General features: G+C 61.4%; 14 protein-coding genes. 6 read left to right on the top strand and 8 right to left on the bottom strand.

What is annotated here, in order from left to right:
- Window positions 1-4: 4 nt before the first annotated feature.
- Window positions 5-2,533 (bottom strand): DUF7527 domain-containing protein, encoded by a 2,529-nt coding sequence (locus tag RR_RS09680; RefSeq protein ID WP_049938869.1) that lies wholly within the window; start codon window positions 2,531-2,533, stop codon window positions 5-7.
- 89 nt (window positions 2,534-2,622) lie between these two features.
- On the opposite strand from RR_RS09680, the gene RR_RS09675 reads away from it, so the two are divergent.
- From RR_RS09675 to RR_RS09660, 4 genes are all read left to right on the top strand, one after another.
- Window positions 2,623-3,018 (top strand): DUF7541 family protein, encoded by a 396-nt coding sequence (locus RR_RS09675; protein WP_007188907.1) that lies wholly within the window; start codon window positions 2,623-2,625, stop codon window positions 3,016-3,018.
- A 63-nt stretch (window positions 3,019-3,081) separates the two neighbouring features.
- The gene (locus RR_RS09670; protein ID WP_004956700.1) at window positions 3,082-3,333 is read left to right on the top strand and encodes a DUF6684 family protein; all 252 of its coding nucleotides are present in this window, start codon (window positions 3,082-3,084) and stop codon (window positions 3,331-3,333) included.
- A gap of 167 nt (window positions 3,334-3,500) precedes the next feature.
- Window positions 3,501-5,285 carry a cytochrome c oxidase subunit I gene (locus RR_RS09665; protein ID WP_004956695.1) on the top strand — a complete coding sequence of 595 codons (1,785 nt, stop codon included), beginning with the start codon at window positions 3,501-3,503 and terminating at the stop codon, window positions 5,283-5,285.
- A 212-nt stretch (window positions 5,286-5,497) separates the two neighbouring features.
- Window positions 5,498-5,767, top strand: a complete 270-nt coding sequence (locus RR_RS09660; RefSeq protein ID WP_004956692.1) for a DUF7520 family protein — start codon at window positions 5,498-5,500, stop codon at window positions 5,765-5,767.
- A gap of 110 nt (window positions 5,768-5,877) precedes the next feature.
- Here RR_RS09660 and RR_RS09655 read toward each other — a convergent pair whose 3' ends face one another.
- The 6 genes from RR_RS09655 to RR_RS09630 form a co-directional block, all read right to left on the bottom strand.
- Window positions 5,878-7,581 carry a methylmalonyl-CoA mutase family protein gene (locus RR_RS09655; protein WP_007188906.1) on the bottom strand — a complete coding sequence of 568 codons (1,704 nt, stop codon included), beginning with the start codon at window positions 7,579-7,581 and terminating at the stop codon, window positions 5,878-5,880.
- Between the two features lie 75 nt (window positions 7,582-7,656).
- Window positions 7,657-8,448: a CBS pair associated ParBc domain-containing protein gene (locus RR_RS09650; RefSeq protein WP_004956686.1), complete on the bottom strand. Its 792-nt coding sequence runs from the start codon at window positions 8,446-8,448 to the stop codon at window positions 7,657-7,659.
- 38 nt (window positions 8,449-8,486) lie between these two features.
- The gene (locus tag RR_RS09645; RefSeq protein WP_011223530.1) at window positions 8,487-10,202 is read right to left on the bottom strand and encodes a DHH family phosphoesterase; all 1,716 of its coding nucleotides are present in this window, start codon (window positions 10,200-10,202) and stop codon (window positions 8,487-8,489) included.
- A 35-nt stretch (window positions 10,203-10,237) separates the two neighbouring features.
- Window positions 10,238-10,666 (bottom strand): HTH-type transcriptional regulator LrpA1, encoded by a 429-nt coding sequence (gene lrpA1 / locus RR_RS09640; RefSeq protein ID WP_011223529.1) that lies wholly within the window; start codon window positions 10,664-10,666, stop codon window positions 10,238-10,240.
- Window positions 10,667-10,750: 84 nt separating this feature from the next.
- Window positions 10,751-11,689 (bottom strand): thiamine pyrophosphate-dependent enzyme, encoded by a 939-nt coding sequence (locus tag RR_RS09635; RefSeq protein WP_004516277.1) that lies wholly within the window; start codon window positions 11,687-11,689, stop codon window positions 10,751-10,753.
- A gap of 3 nt (window positions 11,690-11,692) precedes the next feature.
- Complete coding sequence (locus RR_RS09630) at window positions 11,693-13,591, bottom strand: 2-oxoacid:acceptor oxidoreductase subunit alpha (protein ID WP_004956672.1); 1,899 nt, start codon at window positions 13,589-13,591, stop codon at window positions 11,693-11,695.
- A gap of 268 nt (window positions 13,592-13,859) precedes the next feature.
- Between RR_RS09630 and RR_RS09625 the strand changes: the two genes are divergently transcribed.
- Window positions 13,860-14,579, top strand: coding sequence for a DICT sensory domain-containing protein (locus RR_RS09625; protein WP_004956670.1), 720 nt, complete (start codon window positions 13,860-13,862; stop codon window positions 14,577-14,579).
- A gap of 69 nt (window positions 14,580-14,648) precedes the next feature.
- Window positions 14,649-14,831, top strand: coding sequence for a hypothetical protein (locus tag RR_RS09620; RefSeq protein ID WP_007188902.1), 183 nt, complete (start codon window positions 14,649-14,651; stop codon window positions 14,829-14,831).
- 16 nt (window positions 14,832-14,847) lie between these two features.
- On the opposite strand, the gene RR_RS09615 is transcribed toward RR_RS09620, so the two are convergent.
- On the bottom strand, window positions 14,848-15,645 hold the full coding sequence (locus RR_RS09615; protein WP_049938868.1) for an N-acyl homoserine lactonase family protein: 798 nt from the start codon (window positions 15,643-15,645) through the stop codon (window positions 14,848-14,850).
- Between the last annotated feature and the right edge of the window lie 422 nt (window positions 15,646-16,067).

Raw genomic sequence — 16,067 nt, 5'->3', positions numbered from 1 at the left:
TTTCTCAGAGTTCCGGGACCGCCAGGTGGAACTCCTGGTTTCTCGCTTCTAACAGGCAGAGGTGAAAGCCCTCTTTGCGCGAGAGGTTCACGAAGCTCTTCCGCTTATCCCGGTTGAACAGCCCGCTAGAGGTAGCTTCTTCGGCGGTTTCGAGTGCGCCCGGCTCGAAGAAACTACTCGTGACGAGAAACGCTGACGCGAGCGACCCGGAAGCGTTGCCGACCCGCTCGGCGTTCCGGATGAGATCCGACATCTGGCCCTCGGAGGCCGGTTCGCGCGAGTTGTTGATGTTTGCAACAACCAGCGGGTTCCCCATCCGGTCGCGGACGACCACGTCGAACCGTTCCTGCGAGCGGTTCTCCTGTCCATCCTCGGTGTAGGTTACCGTGACGTTGCCGTTCAGTTCGGCACGGTCGATAGCTGGAAGGCCTTCATAGAGGTCCTTCATCGCTCCCGCGTGTCCGGTGTCCCGAATCTCGTAGAGGAGGTTCCGGATGAGCCAGTTGACGAAGCGGTACTGGATGCTGTCTTCGAGGAACTCCTCGAACGGCGTCCCGTTGACCGCAGCGCCCTCGGCCTCGAACTGCGTGTGGTACTCCAGCCTGAGGTTCGCTTCGACCTCCTCGCGGCTCGCCTCGCCGTCCTTGGCCTCTTCAAGCGTCGCCTTGCCCTTCGAGTCGTACCTGACGAAGAGGTTCGTCCCGTTTATCGCCTCGCCGGCGCTGAGCCGGGTACCACCTGCGGCGTCGTCGTTTTGCTCGTCGAGTTGTTCTTCCAGCTGGTCGATCTTGGCCCGCGCGTCGGCTAGCTCCGACTCCAGGCGGTCGCGTTCGTCACGAAGCTCTTGATTTGTTGCCTCCAGATCGGTGAGTTCGGATTCGAGCTCCGACACCGTCTCGGCTCGCTGTTCGAGTTCGGATTCGAGTTCTGCGACGCGCTCCCCCTCGCGCGGTGTTGGCTCTTCGTCGGCAGGCGACTGTCGCTGGTCCCCTGTCGACGGCTGGGACTGCGGCGTATCGACCGGCTGTGGTTCTTTCGTAGGTGTGCCACGGCCTTCCTGAGCCGGTGCTGGTCCCTGCACACTGGGTTCGGTTGACGATGTCGGGTCGTCTTGGGCTGGCTGGTCACGTCGTGGCGTCGATACCTCTTGCCCACCTGTTGGTGGCGTCTGGGTGGATGACACGCTGGAGGGTGTGCTTTCCTGCGCACCGCCGGACTTGTTCGGGTCCAGCGACGGGACCGAGCGCGTCTCCAGGTCCGTACTTGCCCCGCCAGAGCCGGCTTCGGGTGTCGGAGTTGGCGAATCAGTCCCGGGCTGTGCCTTGGACGGCTGTGGCTCGGTGCTCTGGTTCGGTTTCGAGTCGGTCGGTTCAGGGTGGCGGTCTGTCGAAGCCGTCTGGTCGGTCTGTGCCGGTGAACTGCGGGTACTGGCTTGCTGGGCTTCCCGTGTCTGTGACGGCTCGGCCCCCCGGCGTTTCGGCTCTGTCTCCCCGGTAGTCTCACGCACCCCGGTCTCCCGTTCAGTCGGTTCCGTCTGTGTCGCGGTGTCGGTGTCTGCCGTCGCCCGGTCGGTCACCCTGCTGTCTGGCCGGCTGTCCGCATTCGGCTTTTCGTCCACGTTCGGTTGCTCGTCCGATTCGGAACTGCGGCGGGACCGGCCCGGATTCGCACCGGCAGCTTTCGACCCCGGCGGGCCGCTGCTTGCAGGGCCGCGGTCCGGTGTCGACTCTGCTGCGGTCCGAGTCTGCCCAGCGTCGTCGGCTCTATCGGTTCCGCTGTCCCTGGTGGCTTCCGGTGGCGTCTCGACCGACTCGTCGCTGCGAGCGTCGTCGCGTTGCGGTGCCCCGTCCGGCTCTTCCTCGCCTGTCGCCGCGGCGTCCGCCACACCAGCATCAGCCGGTTCGTCGGTAGCGGCTGTCTCGTCACCAGCGTCGAGCGGGTCGACGCCGGCAGCCGCCGGGTCCGCTGACTGCTCGTCCGTCTCGTCTTCCGGCGGTTTCAGAATCTCGATCGGCTCGATGTCGACCGGCATAACCTCGTAGATGCCGACCTCGTCGTTGGCCGTCTCGAACGCCTCATCGTCAGTGAGCAGATTGTCAGAGTTCCCGACCCACGCGACGCTCATCGAGCGGCCCTGGTGGTAGACGGTGTAGTAGTCGCCCGAGAGGACATTCTCGGAGAGTTCGATAAAGCCGGTAAAATTGCCACTCGACAGGGTCTGGTCGACTTCCGCAAGCGCCGTGTCTTCAGTGTAGTACTGTGCTTTCACCTCGTCGGCGCGCTCCTGCATCACTGCAAGCAGTGGCAAGGCCTCGTGCGGTGACCGCTTAGCTGTTCCCGACGCGTCCTCGAAATCCTCGATGGTGCCGTCGAGGACGCCGACGACGGTCCCGTTCAACATGAACAGGCGCGTCGGACCCGTGATGACCGCGCCGGAGAACTCCTGCCCGGCGAGGTCCTGTAGGCCCGCGAACCCGCCGTCGAACGGAACCGACTCCCACCCGTCGACCCGCTCGACCGTGCGTGTACTCATTACTCCCACCAAGCCGGATGGTGAACAAATAGTTTGTGCCCACGGGCGCGGTCCGATGGACATATGATGATTCGAACCGAAGTGTTGGTATGGCAGAGGAGCCGGGACTAAGCGACCAGTATCCGACTGCGAGTCCGTGGCCGCTGTTCGTTGCACTGGGATTAGCACTGTCAGAGATCGGCGTGTTCGTCGGACTCTTTCCAGTGGCTGTCTTCGGGCTGATACTGTTTGGCGGTAGTATCGCCGGCATCCTCACGGAGTCCGGGTACGTGGGGCGGCCGTGGCCGACCATGCTGGGTGTGGGCGTCATTCTCATTGTCCTCGCTGCTGCGTTTACGCTCTGGCAGGTTCCGGTCGCCGACATCGCGCTCTCGAATGTCGGGACCGGGCCGCTGTTCACTCGGCTGGTGGCTGTCGCCGTGGCGGGCACAGTGATGATCGCAATGGGTGGCGTTGCCTCGATAATGGAACAGACCGCTGTCTGAGACGGGTCCCTGCCCGATACGGAAACCAACAATCTATTTACTGGCCTGTGCTAACGGGCAGACATGGCACTGTTTGGGTTCGAAAAAGACACCCTGCTCGACCTCACCGTGAACATCATTCCGCTTGGGATCCTCTTCTTCTTCATCGTTGCATTTGCCGTGTTCCCGGCGTTCGGAACGGACCCCGTTTTCTCCGGGCTGCAGTTCGCGTTGATTATCTCGATGTTCCTGTTGCTCGCTGTCCTGACGTACTACGCGGGGAAGGCTGTCGAGAACGCCGAGAAAGAGAACGACGAACTGGGCCACGAAGGCTGAGCGGCCAGTTGCAGACAGACCGTTTCGAAGACGCCCGCGCTTGGTACCGGGCGACAGTGTGAGTGGTCCCTTATTTTTGAAGCTGTAATGCTGGATGGGAGCCGTATTTTATGGTCGTTGCTGCAGGAATCGACCCTTTGATAATGTCCCAGTCCTGAAGGACGACTATGGTAGCAGGAGATATTGTGCTGACGGGGCTGATGGCCGTCCTCCTCGTCGGCGTCGCCGCGCTTCTCACCCGTGTCGAGAACTGGCGTTCGTATACGCCGCTCGCGGGTGGCGGGGCCGTCACGGGTGACGAGACGGCGGTCATCAACCGTGAGAAACCCGCAGGTATCATTCGCTGGCTAACAACTGTCGATCACAAGGACATCGGTCTGTTGTACGGGGTGTACGCGGTCATCGCCCTGGCTGTCGGTGGGATCATGGCGATGCTCATTCGTATCCAGCTCGTCACGCCCGCAGGGGCCATCCTCGGCAACAACGCCTACAACTCCATCCTGACGAGTCACGGCATTACGATGCTGTTCCTGTTCGGGACGCCCATTATCGCGGCGTTCGCGAACTACTTCATCCCCCTGCTTATCGGGGCTGACGACATGGCGTTCCCGCGTATCAACGCCATCGCGTTCTGGCTGCTCCCACCAGCAGCACTGCTGATCTGGGCGGGGTTCTTCCTCGCGCCGGTGACCGACAACATGATCGAGCCGGCCCGCACGGCCTGGACGATGTACACGCCGCTGTCCGTCGAGCAGGCGAACCCCGGTGTCGACCTGATGCTGCTGGGGCTGCACCTTTCGGGCGTCGCAGCGACGATGGGGGCGATCAACTTCATTGCGACCATCTTCACGGAGCGCAATGAGGAGGTCAACTGGGCGAATCTCGATATTTTCTCGTGGACAATCCTCACCCAGTCCGCACTGATCCTGTTCGCCTTCCCGCTACTGGGGAGCGCCATCGTGATGCTGCTGCTGGACCGGAACCTTGCAACGACGTTCTTCGCGGTCGAGGGCGGTGGCCCGCTGCTGTGGCAACACCTGTTCTGGTTCTTCGGCCACCCTGAAGTGTACATCCTCGTCCTGCCGCCGATGGGACTGGTTAGCCTCATCCTGCCGAAGTTCTCCGGGCGAAAGCTGTTCGGCTTTAAGTTCGTCGTCTACTCGACGCTCGCCATCGGTGTACTGTCCTTCGGCGTCTGGGCCCACCACATGTTCTCGACGGGCATGGACCCGCGGCTCCGGGCCTCGTTCATGGCTGTCTCGTTGGCTATTGCAATACCGAGCGCGGTCAAGACGTTCAACTGGATCACAACGATGTGGAACGGCCGCCTGCGTCTGACGACGCCGATGCTGTTCTGTATCGGCTTCGTCTCGAACTTCATCATCGGCGGCGTGACGGGCGTGTTCCTCGCCTCCATCCCCGTTGACCTGATCCTGCACGACACCTACTACGTCGTCGGGCACTTCCACTACATCGTGATGGGGGCCATCGGCTTCGCGGCCTTCGCGGGCATCTACTACTGGTTCCCCATCTTCACCGGTCGGATGTACCAGCGCACCCTCGGGAAGGCCCACTTCTGGTTCTCGATGGTCGGGACCAACATCACGTTCTTCGCGATGCTCGCACTGGGTTACCTGGGGATGCCACGGCGGTACGCCACCTACCAGTTTGACGGCGCTATCGCACCGCTGACGCAGGTGTCGACGTTCCATCAGGCGGCGACGGTGGGCGCATTCATCCTGTTCATCGGTCAGCTGTTCTTCGTCTGGAACATTGTCCAGTCCTGGCTCGAAGGCCCGAAAGTCGAGGACGGCGACCCGTGGGACCTCGAAAGCGACGGGATGCTGGACCGCGAGTTCCAGTGGTTCGACGAGCAACTCGAAGCCGAGGCACCCGAAAAGGACCCATCGCTACTCGCTGACGGCGGCCAAGAAGAACAAGACGACTCGTAAGCGTCCCGAACCCTGTTTTCGTCCGCTTCTTTTCGTTCGCAGCCAGAACGGACAGTGCCTGTTAGCTTGCGCCAGAGACCAGTACCATAGCCGTCACGAACATCATGAGCGCGATTCCGGTCAGGACGAGAAACAGTAGCTCTTTCTGTGACATAGGATAGCTACGGCGTGGAAGTGAAAAAGGCTAATCGTCTCCGAGCCGTTGGTCTCACATGAGCGAGTCAGCCGAGGCCAGATCCGGGCAGCAAATCGTCCTTCGCCTGTACGTTGCTATCGTTGTGCTTGCCGGTGTGATGGGGTTCGTCCTTGGAAGCATTCGTCCGGAGGACCTCGAACCGGAACTGTTCGGTGTAATCGCACTGCCGCCGACGCCGTTCGGTGTCGCTATCTACGGGTTTGTCACTATCGGTATCGTCCTTGGCGTGTTGCTTGGCCTCGTCATATACGTCTCCGAGCGAATCGACGACGCGGCCAGTTCGTGACCAGAGCGACACGGTGATCAGCGGCGTTTTCGACGAAGCAACACGAACGCACTGCGATGAGACGCCTATCGTGACTCGACAGGTCCGGGCAGCGTGCTACGAGAGCGCCGTTACGCGACACTGGCCGTTTCCTGATAGCTCCCGTACTCTGCCTCGAAGACAGCCATAATCTCGCCCATCGTCGCGTAGGCTTTCACCGCGTCGATGATGATGGGCATGACGTTCCCGCCGTCGGTGACCACTTGCCGTAGGTCATCGAGCGCCGCTTCCACAGCCGCGTCGTCGCGCTCTGCCTTGACCGTCGCAAGCTTGTCCCGCTGGCGTTCCTGTACGTCTTCGTCGACGGTGAGAATCTCGGGTTCGGTGTCTTCCTCGACGGTGTACTTGTTAACGCCGACCATGACTTCTTCCTCGCTCTCGACGCGTTGCTGATACTCGTAGGCAGCGTCCTGAATCTCACGCTGGAAGTAGCCGTCCTGAATCCCCTGAATGACGCCGTCCCGGACCGACCCGTCTCCAAGTTCGTCTCTGATGTGATTGATGTAGGCCATTGCCTTCTCTTCGACCTCGTCGGTCAGTGACTCGATGGCGAAACTGCCGCCCATCGGGTCGACGATGTCGGCGGCCCCCGACTCCTCCGCAATGATCTGCTGTGTCCGGAGGGCGACCCGAACCGCCTGTTCGGACGGGAGCGCCAGCGCCTCGTCGAAGCTGTTGGTGTGCAAGCTCTGGGTTCCACCGAGAACCCCCGCGAGGGCCTGAATCGTCACGCGGACGATGTTGTTCAGCGGTTGCTGGGCAGTCAGTGACTGGCCAGCGGTCTGGGTGTGGAACTTCAGTTGCTTGCTCGCGTCGGCCTCCGCGTCGTACCAGTCGCCCATTACCCGGGCGTAGATGCGCCGGGCCGCGCGGAACTTCGCGATCTCCTCGAACATGGAGTTGTGTGAATTGAAGAAAAAGGAGAGTTGTGGGGCGAACTCGTCGACATCCAGCCCACGGTTCAGACAGTCCTCGACGTAGGCGAAGCCGTCCGCGAGCGTAAACGCGAGCTCCTGTACCGCTGTCGAGCCGGCCTCCCGGATGTGATACCCCGACACAGAGATGGGCTTGAACTTCGGCGTCTCCTGACTGGCGAACTCGATGGTGTCGGTCACAAGCTTCAGCGACGGCTCTGGCGGGATGACCCACTCTTTCTGTGCGATGAACTCTTTGAACATATCGTTCTGGAGCGTCCCACGGATTTCCTCGCGTGGGACGCCCTGCTGGTCGGCCAGCGCGATGTACATCGCATAGATGACGGGAGCGCTGGGGTTGATAGTAAAAGAGGTTGACACCTCGCCGAGATTGATGCCGTCGAACAGCCGTTCCATGTCCGCCAGTGTGTCGACGGCGACACCCTCCTTGCCCACCTCGCCGTCGGCCATCACGTCATCAGAATCGATCCCCATCAGCGTCGGCATATCGAAGGCCGTCGAGAGCCCGGTCTGGCCCTCGTCGATGAGGTAGTGAAACCGCTCGTTGGTTTCATCAGCGGTCCCGAAGCCCGCGAACTGTCGCATCGTCCACTGCCGGCCACGGTACATTGTCGGATAGACACCGCGTGTGAACGGCTCCTCGCCGGGGAAGCCGATATCTTCCTCGTAATCGAGGCCATCCACGTCGCGTGGCGTATACAGCCGGTCTACATCGAGGTTTGAGACCGTCGCGAACCGCTCCTTGCGTTCGCCGTAAGCGTCCAGTACGGGGTCCAGTGTCTCGGCTTCCCACTCGTCTTTCTGCTCGCGGATTCGTTGGAGGTCTGACTCGTCGAACATACTCCGGTGTATGTCATGATTTAGTAAGAAGGTTCGGGCAAAGCGGGGTGCTACCGTCGATCACACCGCTAGGGACTAGTCTTGGAGTCGTTCCGTTGTCTGTACGAGCGGGTGGTGTGCGTAGTCGACGACCTCGATATCGTCGATTGACTCCAGGTCGGAGTCTGCAGCCGTCTCGGCCATCCCCAGTTCGACCGTCTCATCGAGGACGATGACGTAGGCGTCCATCTCGTCGATGTCGAGTCTGGCAGCGGCTTTCACGCGGTGATGGCCATCCGCCAGCAGGAGGTCTCCGCCGTTGTCGATGACGACGAGTGGTTCCGCCAGTCCCCGTTCCAGTTCGTACACCCGGCCTTCGAGTTCGTCGGCGTACACCGTTGTCTGTGTTGGCGTCAGGTCATCGAGGTCCACCTCACGGCGGCCTTCGTGTGTCGTGATCCCGTGGATATTCTCGAGCGTCCGGCCGAGCTTGTCTACCTTGCCCGGTGTCGCCCGTTCGATCTGGGAACGGATCACGTCGGCGTTCGAGATGATGCCGACAAGATGGCCGGCGTCGTCGACAACCGGGAGTTTCTGGATGCCCGACCGCAGGATAACGCGCGCCGCGTCCTGCACGGCCATGTCTGGATGTGCCACAAGGATATCGTCGGTCATCACGCGGAACATCGGCTCGTGGTCCTCTGCGAGCAGCAGGTCGCGCGCGCTAACGAATCCCTCGACCCGGCGGCCGTCAGTCACCGGAAACCCGCTGAAGTGGTCATTGTCGGCGATTCGTCGGGCGACCTCTCCCACGGTGTCGTCGAGTTCGACGGTGGCAACCTCGCGTGTCATATAGTCCCCGACCGTCGGGCGATTCGAATCCTCCATCGGCACTGGGTTCTCGACCGACAGCAAAAAAGGCTCGCCTACAGCGGTTCGCCGTCGTCGGGTTCGACGAGCGTTTCCGGGCTGTCCTCTCCCTGTTCTGCCTCGTCGTCTGTCGGTTCAGCCGCGTCGGCTGCTTGGTCTGGCTCGTCACCACCGTCTTCGTCGCCGTTCTCCAGAAACATCACATCGCTGTTCCAGTCCGCTGTGCCGTCGTCACCAGCCTCTCCAGATGCGCCTTCGGCCGTCGCTGAGGTGTCGTCGCTGTCCTGACTAAGCGCCGTCGACTCCGTGAACGCGGCCACGTCGTAGTCAGCACGGGCGTAGACGCGCCCAAGCAGCCGGTGGGACCGCGACTGGACAGCGTCGAGGAACCGATTGGAAACGATAGCGCGGACAATCTCCTCCAGTGATTCCTCGCGGTCGTCGACGGTGATCATCCCCACGTCGATCTGTGCGCCCGCCATATCGGCGTGACCGCCCGCGGACCCGATCTGTCCGAAGGCGTCCCGCAGCGCCTCGCCGAGGTCGATATCTGCCCCACGTGCCCGAGCGGAGACGTATATTGTCCCATCGACGACGCCGTACACCATCGTCGTCTGGACGCCTTCGAGGTCGAGGAGCCTGTCAGCCGCCTGTGCGAGTGCATCCCGGTCACTGATCTCACCGACACCAGTCAGGAGCACTGAGCCCTCCTGATCGCGGTTTGTAATCGCGCGGCCGATGACCGACAGCGTCTCCGGGCTCACGCTTGGGTCTTCGATTCGCTGGAGCGTCGCCATGTCGGCGTTCGTCACGAGATGCGCGGCGGCCTCGAAGTCCGCGGCAGCGACCTCCCGGCGGAAGTCCTTCGTGTCGACCTGAATGCCGAACAGCAGGCCCGTTGCGATAGGTGTCGGAATGTCAACGTTGAACCGCTGGAGGTAGTCGACCAGCAGTGTGCTCGTCGCCCCGACGCCGCTTCGGAGATCGACGAAGCGGGCTTCGATCGGAACGCGTGGCGGATGATGGTCAATGACGATGTCGATGGGGGTCTCCGGCGGGAGTTGGTCGTTGACACCGGCTCTGGAGTGGTCAACTAGCGCAAACGCGTCGAACGCTTCCAGTTCGTCTGGTGAATCGGCGTCAAGGTTTCGGAGGTCAAACTCGAGGAGGTTGACGAACGCCCGGTTCTCCTGATGGGATATCTCCCCGTAGTAACAGATCGTCACCTCGCAGTCGGCTCGTTCAGCGAGCGCTCCGAGGGCGACAGCGCTGGCAATCGCGTCAGGGTCGGGATTGTCGTGCATGACGACAGCGAGATGGTCGTCGATGTCACGCAGTACCTGATGGAGCTGTCTGGCCCGCGTTCCTTCGTCGCCGACCGACTGGGTAACGTAGTCGGTGACGACGGTCTCCGGTGTGACCAGCCGGTCCGCCACGCTGTCAAGCCGGTCGCGCTGGTCGGTTGTCGCGCCGTGGCCGGCGTATGCGAGGAGGAACGCATCGGGAAAGCAGTCACGCGCGGCCGTTGCCGCGTCGGCGTTCTGTTTGGGATCCTCACTGGCGACGATGATGCTTTCGGGGTGAAAGTCGAGGTCGGCGAGAACAGATGGGTCGGCCTGGTCGGCTTCGAGCACGTTGATGCCGTCCGCCCGGAGCGTTTCAGCACGGTGCTCGTCCTGAGTCACGACCGCCAGCTCGCCGCGGTCGTCGCTAATCGCGTCGAGAAGGTCCGCGGCCGTCGGCCCGAGTCCGAGCACCAGCCGAGAAAGCATACCGTGCAGTCAGCACTGGAGCGTCTAAAAACCCGTTACTTCAGCCGTTCCTGCAGAAACGACGGATGTGCGGCGGTAACACCGTCGAGAGCGAGGATCTTGTCTTCGATGACGTCCGCCAGCGAGTCACCGTCCATCGCCCGGACTTCCGCCATCAGCATATGGTCGCCGCTAGACGTGTACAGTTCCTCCATCTCCGGAATCTCCTTGAGGTTCCGCGTGGCTTCGACGTAGCAGTCGCTCGCGATGTCGATGCCGACCAGCGCAATCGACTGGCCCGCCAGCTTCTTCGGGTCGACATCGGCGGAGTAGCCGACGATGACACCCTCCTCTTCGAGTTTCTGGATGTATTTCCGGACTGTCGGCTTCGATACCTCCGCTCGCTCTGCGATTTCTGCGTACGAGGCCTGTGCGTCCTGTTCAAGGACCGACAGGATTCGACGCTCCGTAGACTCGGCACTCATGCACTAATCTTTTCGGTGCATGAAAAAATATCTTCCGAACCAGAAACCCACGTTCGGGGGGTATCCGCAGTCCGGCAGCGAGCCTTATTTGTGGTGTTCGAGGAGGTTGTCGTAGGTCCGCTCCCACTCCGCGTCCTCGTCGAAGTACCGCTCTGCGAGCGGTTCCTCGGGCATTTCGCCGATCTGGCGCTTCTCCTCGCCGTAGGAGGGGCGCTCGTCTTCGATGTACATCCGACCGGTGAGCACTTCGCCTTCGTACAGTCGCTCTTCGGTCTTTCGCATCATCTCGGCGGCTTCCGCGCGGTCCGAGACGTCGAAGTCGAACTCGTCGGACTGCTGGACGTCCGTGTACGGGACGTAGTGTTTCGCGTCCTTGTTCCAGGTCGGACACTGGGTCAGGAAGTCGATGTGCGCGAAGCCGTCGTGCTCGATGGCTTCGGCGATGATTTCCTTCGCCTGGTTCGGGTTGACAGCCGCGGTCCGGGCGATGTAGGTCGCACCGGCGTTGAGCTGCTGGGACAGAGGGCGGATCGGCGACTTCGCCGAGCCGTGGGGCTGTGTCTTTGACTTGTGGCCCTTCGGCGATGTCGGGGATGTCTGGCCCTTTGTCAGCCCGAAGATCTCGTTGTTGAACACGATATACGTCATATCGTGGTTCTCACGGGCCGTGTGGATGGTGTGGTTCCCACCGATACCGTAGCCGTCGCCGTCCCCACCGGCCGCGATGACTTCGAGGTTGGGGTTGGCGAGCTTCGCGGCCCGGGCGACGGGCAGCGAGCGGCCGTGGATGGTGTGGAAGCCGTAGCTGTTGAAGTAGCTGTTGAGCTTCCCCGAACAGCCGATACCGGTGAACAGCGCGACTTCGTCGGGGTTCTTGCCGACTTCCGGCATGGCCTGCTTGAGCGCCTTGAGGACGCCGAAGTCGCCACAGCCCGGACACCAAGTCGCCTGGGGTTCGATGCCGGGTGTAAACTCGTCGCGCTCGATTTCGCGTTCTTCGTTGATTGCTGAGAATGCACTCATAGGTTAGTCACCTGCCGCGGGTACGTACTTCATGTTGCTCGCGGCGAGTTCCTCGCCGTCGATGCTGGATTCGAACCCGTCGACGATCTCGGCGGGCTCGAAGGGGTTGCCGTTGTACTTGAGCAAGCTCGACAGCTTGTCGCCGTACTTGCCGAGTTCCTTCTGGGTAAGACCGCGGAACTGGGCCGTCGCGTTCATCTCGACGACAAGTGCCTCGTCGACTGATTCGAGCCACTCAGAGACTTCTTCCTTCGGGTACGGAGCCATGTCGGAGACGCCAAGCGCCTTCACGGAGTGGCCGTTCTCGTTGAGTCGGTCGACGGCCTCGAAGACGGTCCCCTGCTGGCTGCCCCACACGAGGATGCCGTAGTCGGCTTCCTCGGGTCCGTGGTAAGTCTGGTGGGACGTGTTCTCGTCCAGATCAGCACGGATGTCGTCGAGCTTGTTGAGCCGACGGTTCATCTGGGCGATGCGGTTCTCGGGGTCCTCGCTGATGTGACCCGATGGGTTGTGCTCGTTGCCTGTCGCGAGGAAGCGGCCGTCCTTCTGGCCCGGCACGGAGCGCGGGCTGACGTTCGAGCCGTCCTCGGGCTCGTGGAGGAACCGCTGGAACTTCCCGGAGGAGTGGTGTGCGGCGTCCTGAATCTCCTCTTCGGTGAGGACCGAGCCGGGATCGGCGTTTGGCTCCTCGTCGAAGTGGCTGGCCGGGAGGTTTCGGAGTTCGCCCTGAATCTTCTGGTCGTAGATAACGATGACCGGGATCTGGTACTCGTAGGCGATGCGGAACGCCGAGCGGGTCTGCGTGTAACACTCGCGGATGTTCGCCGGTGCGAACACGACGCGGGCGGAGTCGCCCTGTGAGGTGTACAGGACGTGCTCAAGATCAGCCTGCTCGGGCTTGGTCGGCATCCCCGTCGAGGGGCCGGCCCGCATCGCTTCGACCAGCACGATAGGCGTCTCGGTCATCTCTGCCAGTCCGAGCGGTTCGGACATCAGCGCGAAGCCACCGCCGGAGGACCCGGACATGGCCTTCACGCCGGCGTGGGATGCACCGAGCGCCAGCGCAGCGGCCGCGATCTCGTCTTCGACCTGTTCGGAGATGCCGCCGAACTCGGGCAGATGCTGTGACATGATCGTGAACACGTCGGTCCACGGAGTCATGGGGTAGCCCGAGATGAAACGACAGCCCTCGTCGATTGCGCCGTAGGAGATGGCGTTCGAGCCCGAGAGAATGACCTGCTCCTCGTCGTGGGAGCCCTCGGGGACCTCGATGTCGTGGTCGACATCGAGTTCGCTGGCGGCTTCGTAGGCGTCGTGCAGGACGTTAAGGTTCGCCTCCTGCATGTCGCCGCTCATATTCTGTGTGATGAGTTTCTCGAACTCGTCGGTGCTGATATCGAGAATCGCCGCTGTCGCGCCGATACCGGCCGTGTTCCGCATAATCTCGCGGCCGTGCTCCTTGGCGATGCCGCGGAGGTCCATCGGGACGACGTGCCAGTTGTTCTCCTCGGCAGCCTCTTCGAGCCCGATTTCGTCGACATCCTCGTCGTCGAGCAGCCCCTCGTCGTAGAGGAGAACGCCGCCTTCTCGGAGGTCGTCGAAGTTCTCGTACAGCGGTTTGAGCTCTTCTTTCCCGTAGTAGGCCTCTTCCTGTGGGTTCCGGGCGAAGGAGTCACCCAGTGCCAGCAGGAAGTTGTAGCCGTCCCCACGGGACTGTACCGGTTCGTCCTTTGCACGTACTTCCACGTACGTGTGGCCGCCGCGGATACGCGACGGGTAATGACGGTGTGTGAACACGTTCAGCCCCGACCACATCAAGGCCTTCGCGAAGTTCTGGCTTGTCGAGTCGATTCCGTCACCGGAACCACCGGCGATTCGCCAGATTAGTTCGTTGTCTGTCATGGTGAAATCCTCGGCCCCAGCTCTGGTGCCGTATCATTCCGTTGGGGGGCCATGACTAAAGATTTTCCACTATGTCACCACTCATTAATCGTTATCTTTCGGCTCAGGCACCTCAGATTGCCGTTTTCGAAATGGGGGTTCGTCACTAGTGAGACAGATTCATAGGGTCGATATATTCAGCTAACCCACACGTGTCAGCCGCTACTAGTAAGTCGCGTAACTCCCTCCCGCAACGACTAACACGGTGAATACCGATGTACAGTCGAAGATGTCGTTAACGGAACTCATCACCGGCGTCGAGGACCATCAGAAGACGCTGACTATCTTTAACGCCGGGCCGACAGCGGCCGAGGACCTTCGCGAGCGCTTCGCGGACCGTAACGTCCACGTTCAGACCGAGCAGACCGAGAGCGGACGACCGGGCGAGTTTATCACCCTCAGCGAGGACACAGAGGTGATCGCGGCCGCGAGCCTCAACTCGTTCACGGACGCGCTCAACGAAGGTCGGCAGTACATCACGCGTGACAACAGCCCGTACGTGTCGATTCTCGACCACCTTGATGAGACCATGTTCACCTCGTGGTCGATTCAACGGATGACCGCCGCATCGCGCGAAATAGAGGATCGCGCATGGCGAGTGGGACAGGGAACCCTGCACGCCGGCTTTCAGACACTCTCGACGCTTCAGGGCGAACTCGACCTCTATGAACGACTGGGTGAGACCGACGTGGATGTTCACGCCTATGCCGTCCCTGACGTCGAACCGCCCGAGTACAGTACGTTCTCGCTGCATCTGGAACGGTCGAACGAGATCGCCGACTCGTGGTTCGTCGTGTTCGATGGCGGGGGTGACCCGACCCAGAAATGCGCCCTGTTGGCCGAGGAGCGCGAACCGCGCGAGTTCTACGGCTTCTGGACCTACGACGAGTCGACGGTCGACTGGATCATCGACTATCTGGAGGAGACGTACGGCTATCTCGAACAGTGACAGCCGCGCGCAAACGGGCCAACGCGGCCACTGCCACGGCACGCCGTTGGCTGCCATCTCGTCTGTGACATGACGAACGTTGCTGCGTCCCGGGAGTTCCGTATCGAAGAGACCGGCGAACGCGTCAACGGTCTCGAACTGGAGTTACACCTGTTTTTCGGCGTGTGGGCAGTCGTTGAGCGGCACGATAACCGGTGGATCGTGGCAACTGAAAACGGCGAGCGCCGAACGCTCGTCGTTGTCTCGGACTGACCCAACGAACCGCGTCTCAGTCTGTCGCCCCGGCTACGTCCTCAAACACCCCGAGGTCGTGGCCGAGTAGGACTTCAGCCCCCGTGGCCCGCTGGCGGTCGCGGCACCGTTCGAGGCTCTCCTTCCACGCGCCGTTGTTCCACAGGAGGCTTGTCGCCATTGGTTGGCCCGCGTAGTTCGCCTCAACGTAGGCTTCGTCGCCGACGACGAGGAGCGACTGGTCCGGGCGGTCGATGAATGCACCCATGAGCCCTGGGGTGTGGCCAGGGAGGTGAAGCAGTTCGATACCATCGGTGAGGTGATAGCTGTCGCCGTGAACGATCTCCCAGTTCAGGTCGCGGTCGAAATCGCTGGCGAGGTAAGCGATAGAACCGTCGTCCGTGTTGGCGCTGTAGTACGCGTATGGGAGTTCCTCGCGGTGGACGTAGATTGGCACGTCCGTTCCCGCGAAATTGCGCAGGCCGCCAGCGTGGTCCAGATGCAGGTGGCTCATCACGACGGCATCGATCTCGTCGATGCTGTAGCCCGCATCTTCGAGATCTGCCGGCAGGGCATGCTCGGCGGCATCGGTGTGTGCGAATGCCTCGTACAGCGGCGTCGGCCAGTACCCGTCGCCGGCCTCTGGGTGAGAGCCGGTGTCCCAGAGGACGGTTAGCTCGGGCGTCTCGATGATGAGGTTCCATACAACGTACGTTTCGTACTCGTGCTCCGGGTCACGGTGAGAGGCTGTCGCGACGCTGTGGCCGTCAACGACGAAGTTTCGGTCAGCCTGTACGCGGCCTCGGTCGATGAATGTCACTGTGAGGTCGTCCATACAGTGTCTACGGCCTGTCACAAAGTAAAGACGATGCCGTGCGCAGTGGGCTGGCTCGGTGCACCAGCCGCATTTCGCTGTGGAATGGGGTTTCATGCCGTGTGGACATTGAGTGAGATTTCTGCCAAAATATTCGTGACAGAGCGGGACCCACACACACCACCCTGCAAGTGTTCTCGGGGTTTGCAGGGGGTGGGGGCGGGGAGTGGCGGAACCACGTCACTATATTTAAATAGAGTGGAGATTGTTCTGTCTCGCCGAGACTGTGTGGTCGGTACTGTACCTGAATACATAGATTTAGCCGTTACAGACCCCTTCCGAAGTAGATTCTATAGACTGTGCTATTCAACAGTAACCAGACTATATTGCATATACCATAAGATATAAAAATAATATCTAGTTCCATATCTAGTCATTGACTA

Origin of the sequence: Haloarcula marismortui ATCC 43049, assembly GCF_000011085.1 — an archaeon.
GTDB lineage: Archaea > Halobacteriota > Halobacteria > Halobacteriales > Haloarculaceae > Haloarcula > Haloarcula marismortui.
This window is presented reverse-complemented; position numbering and strand designations above follow the sequence as displayed.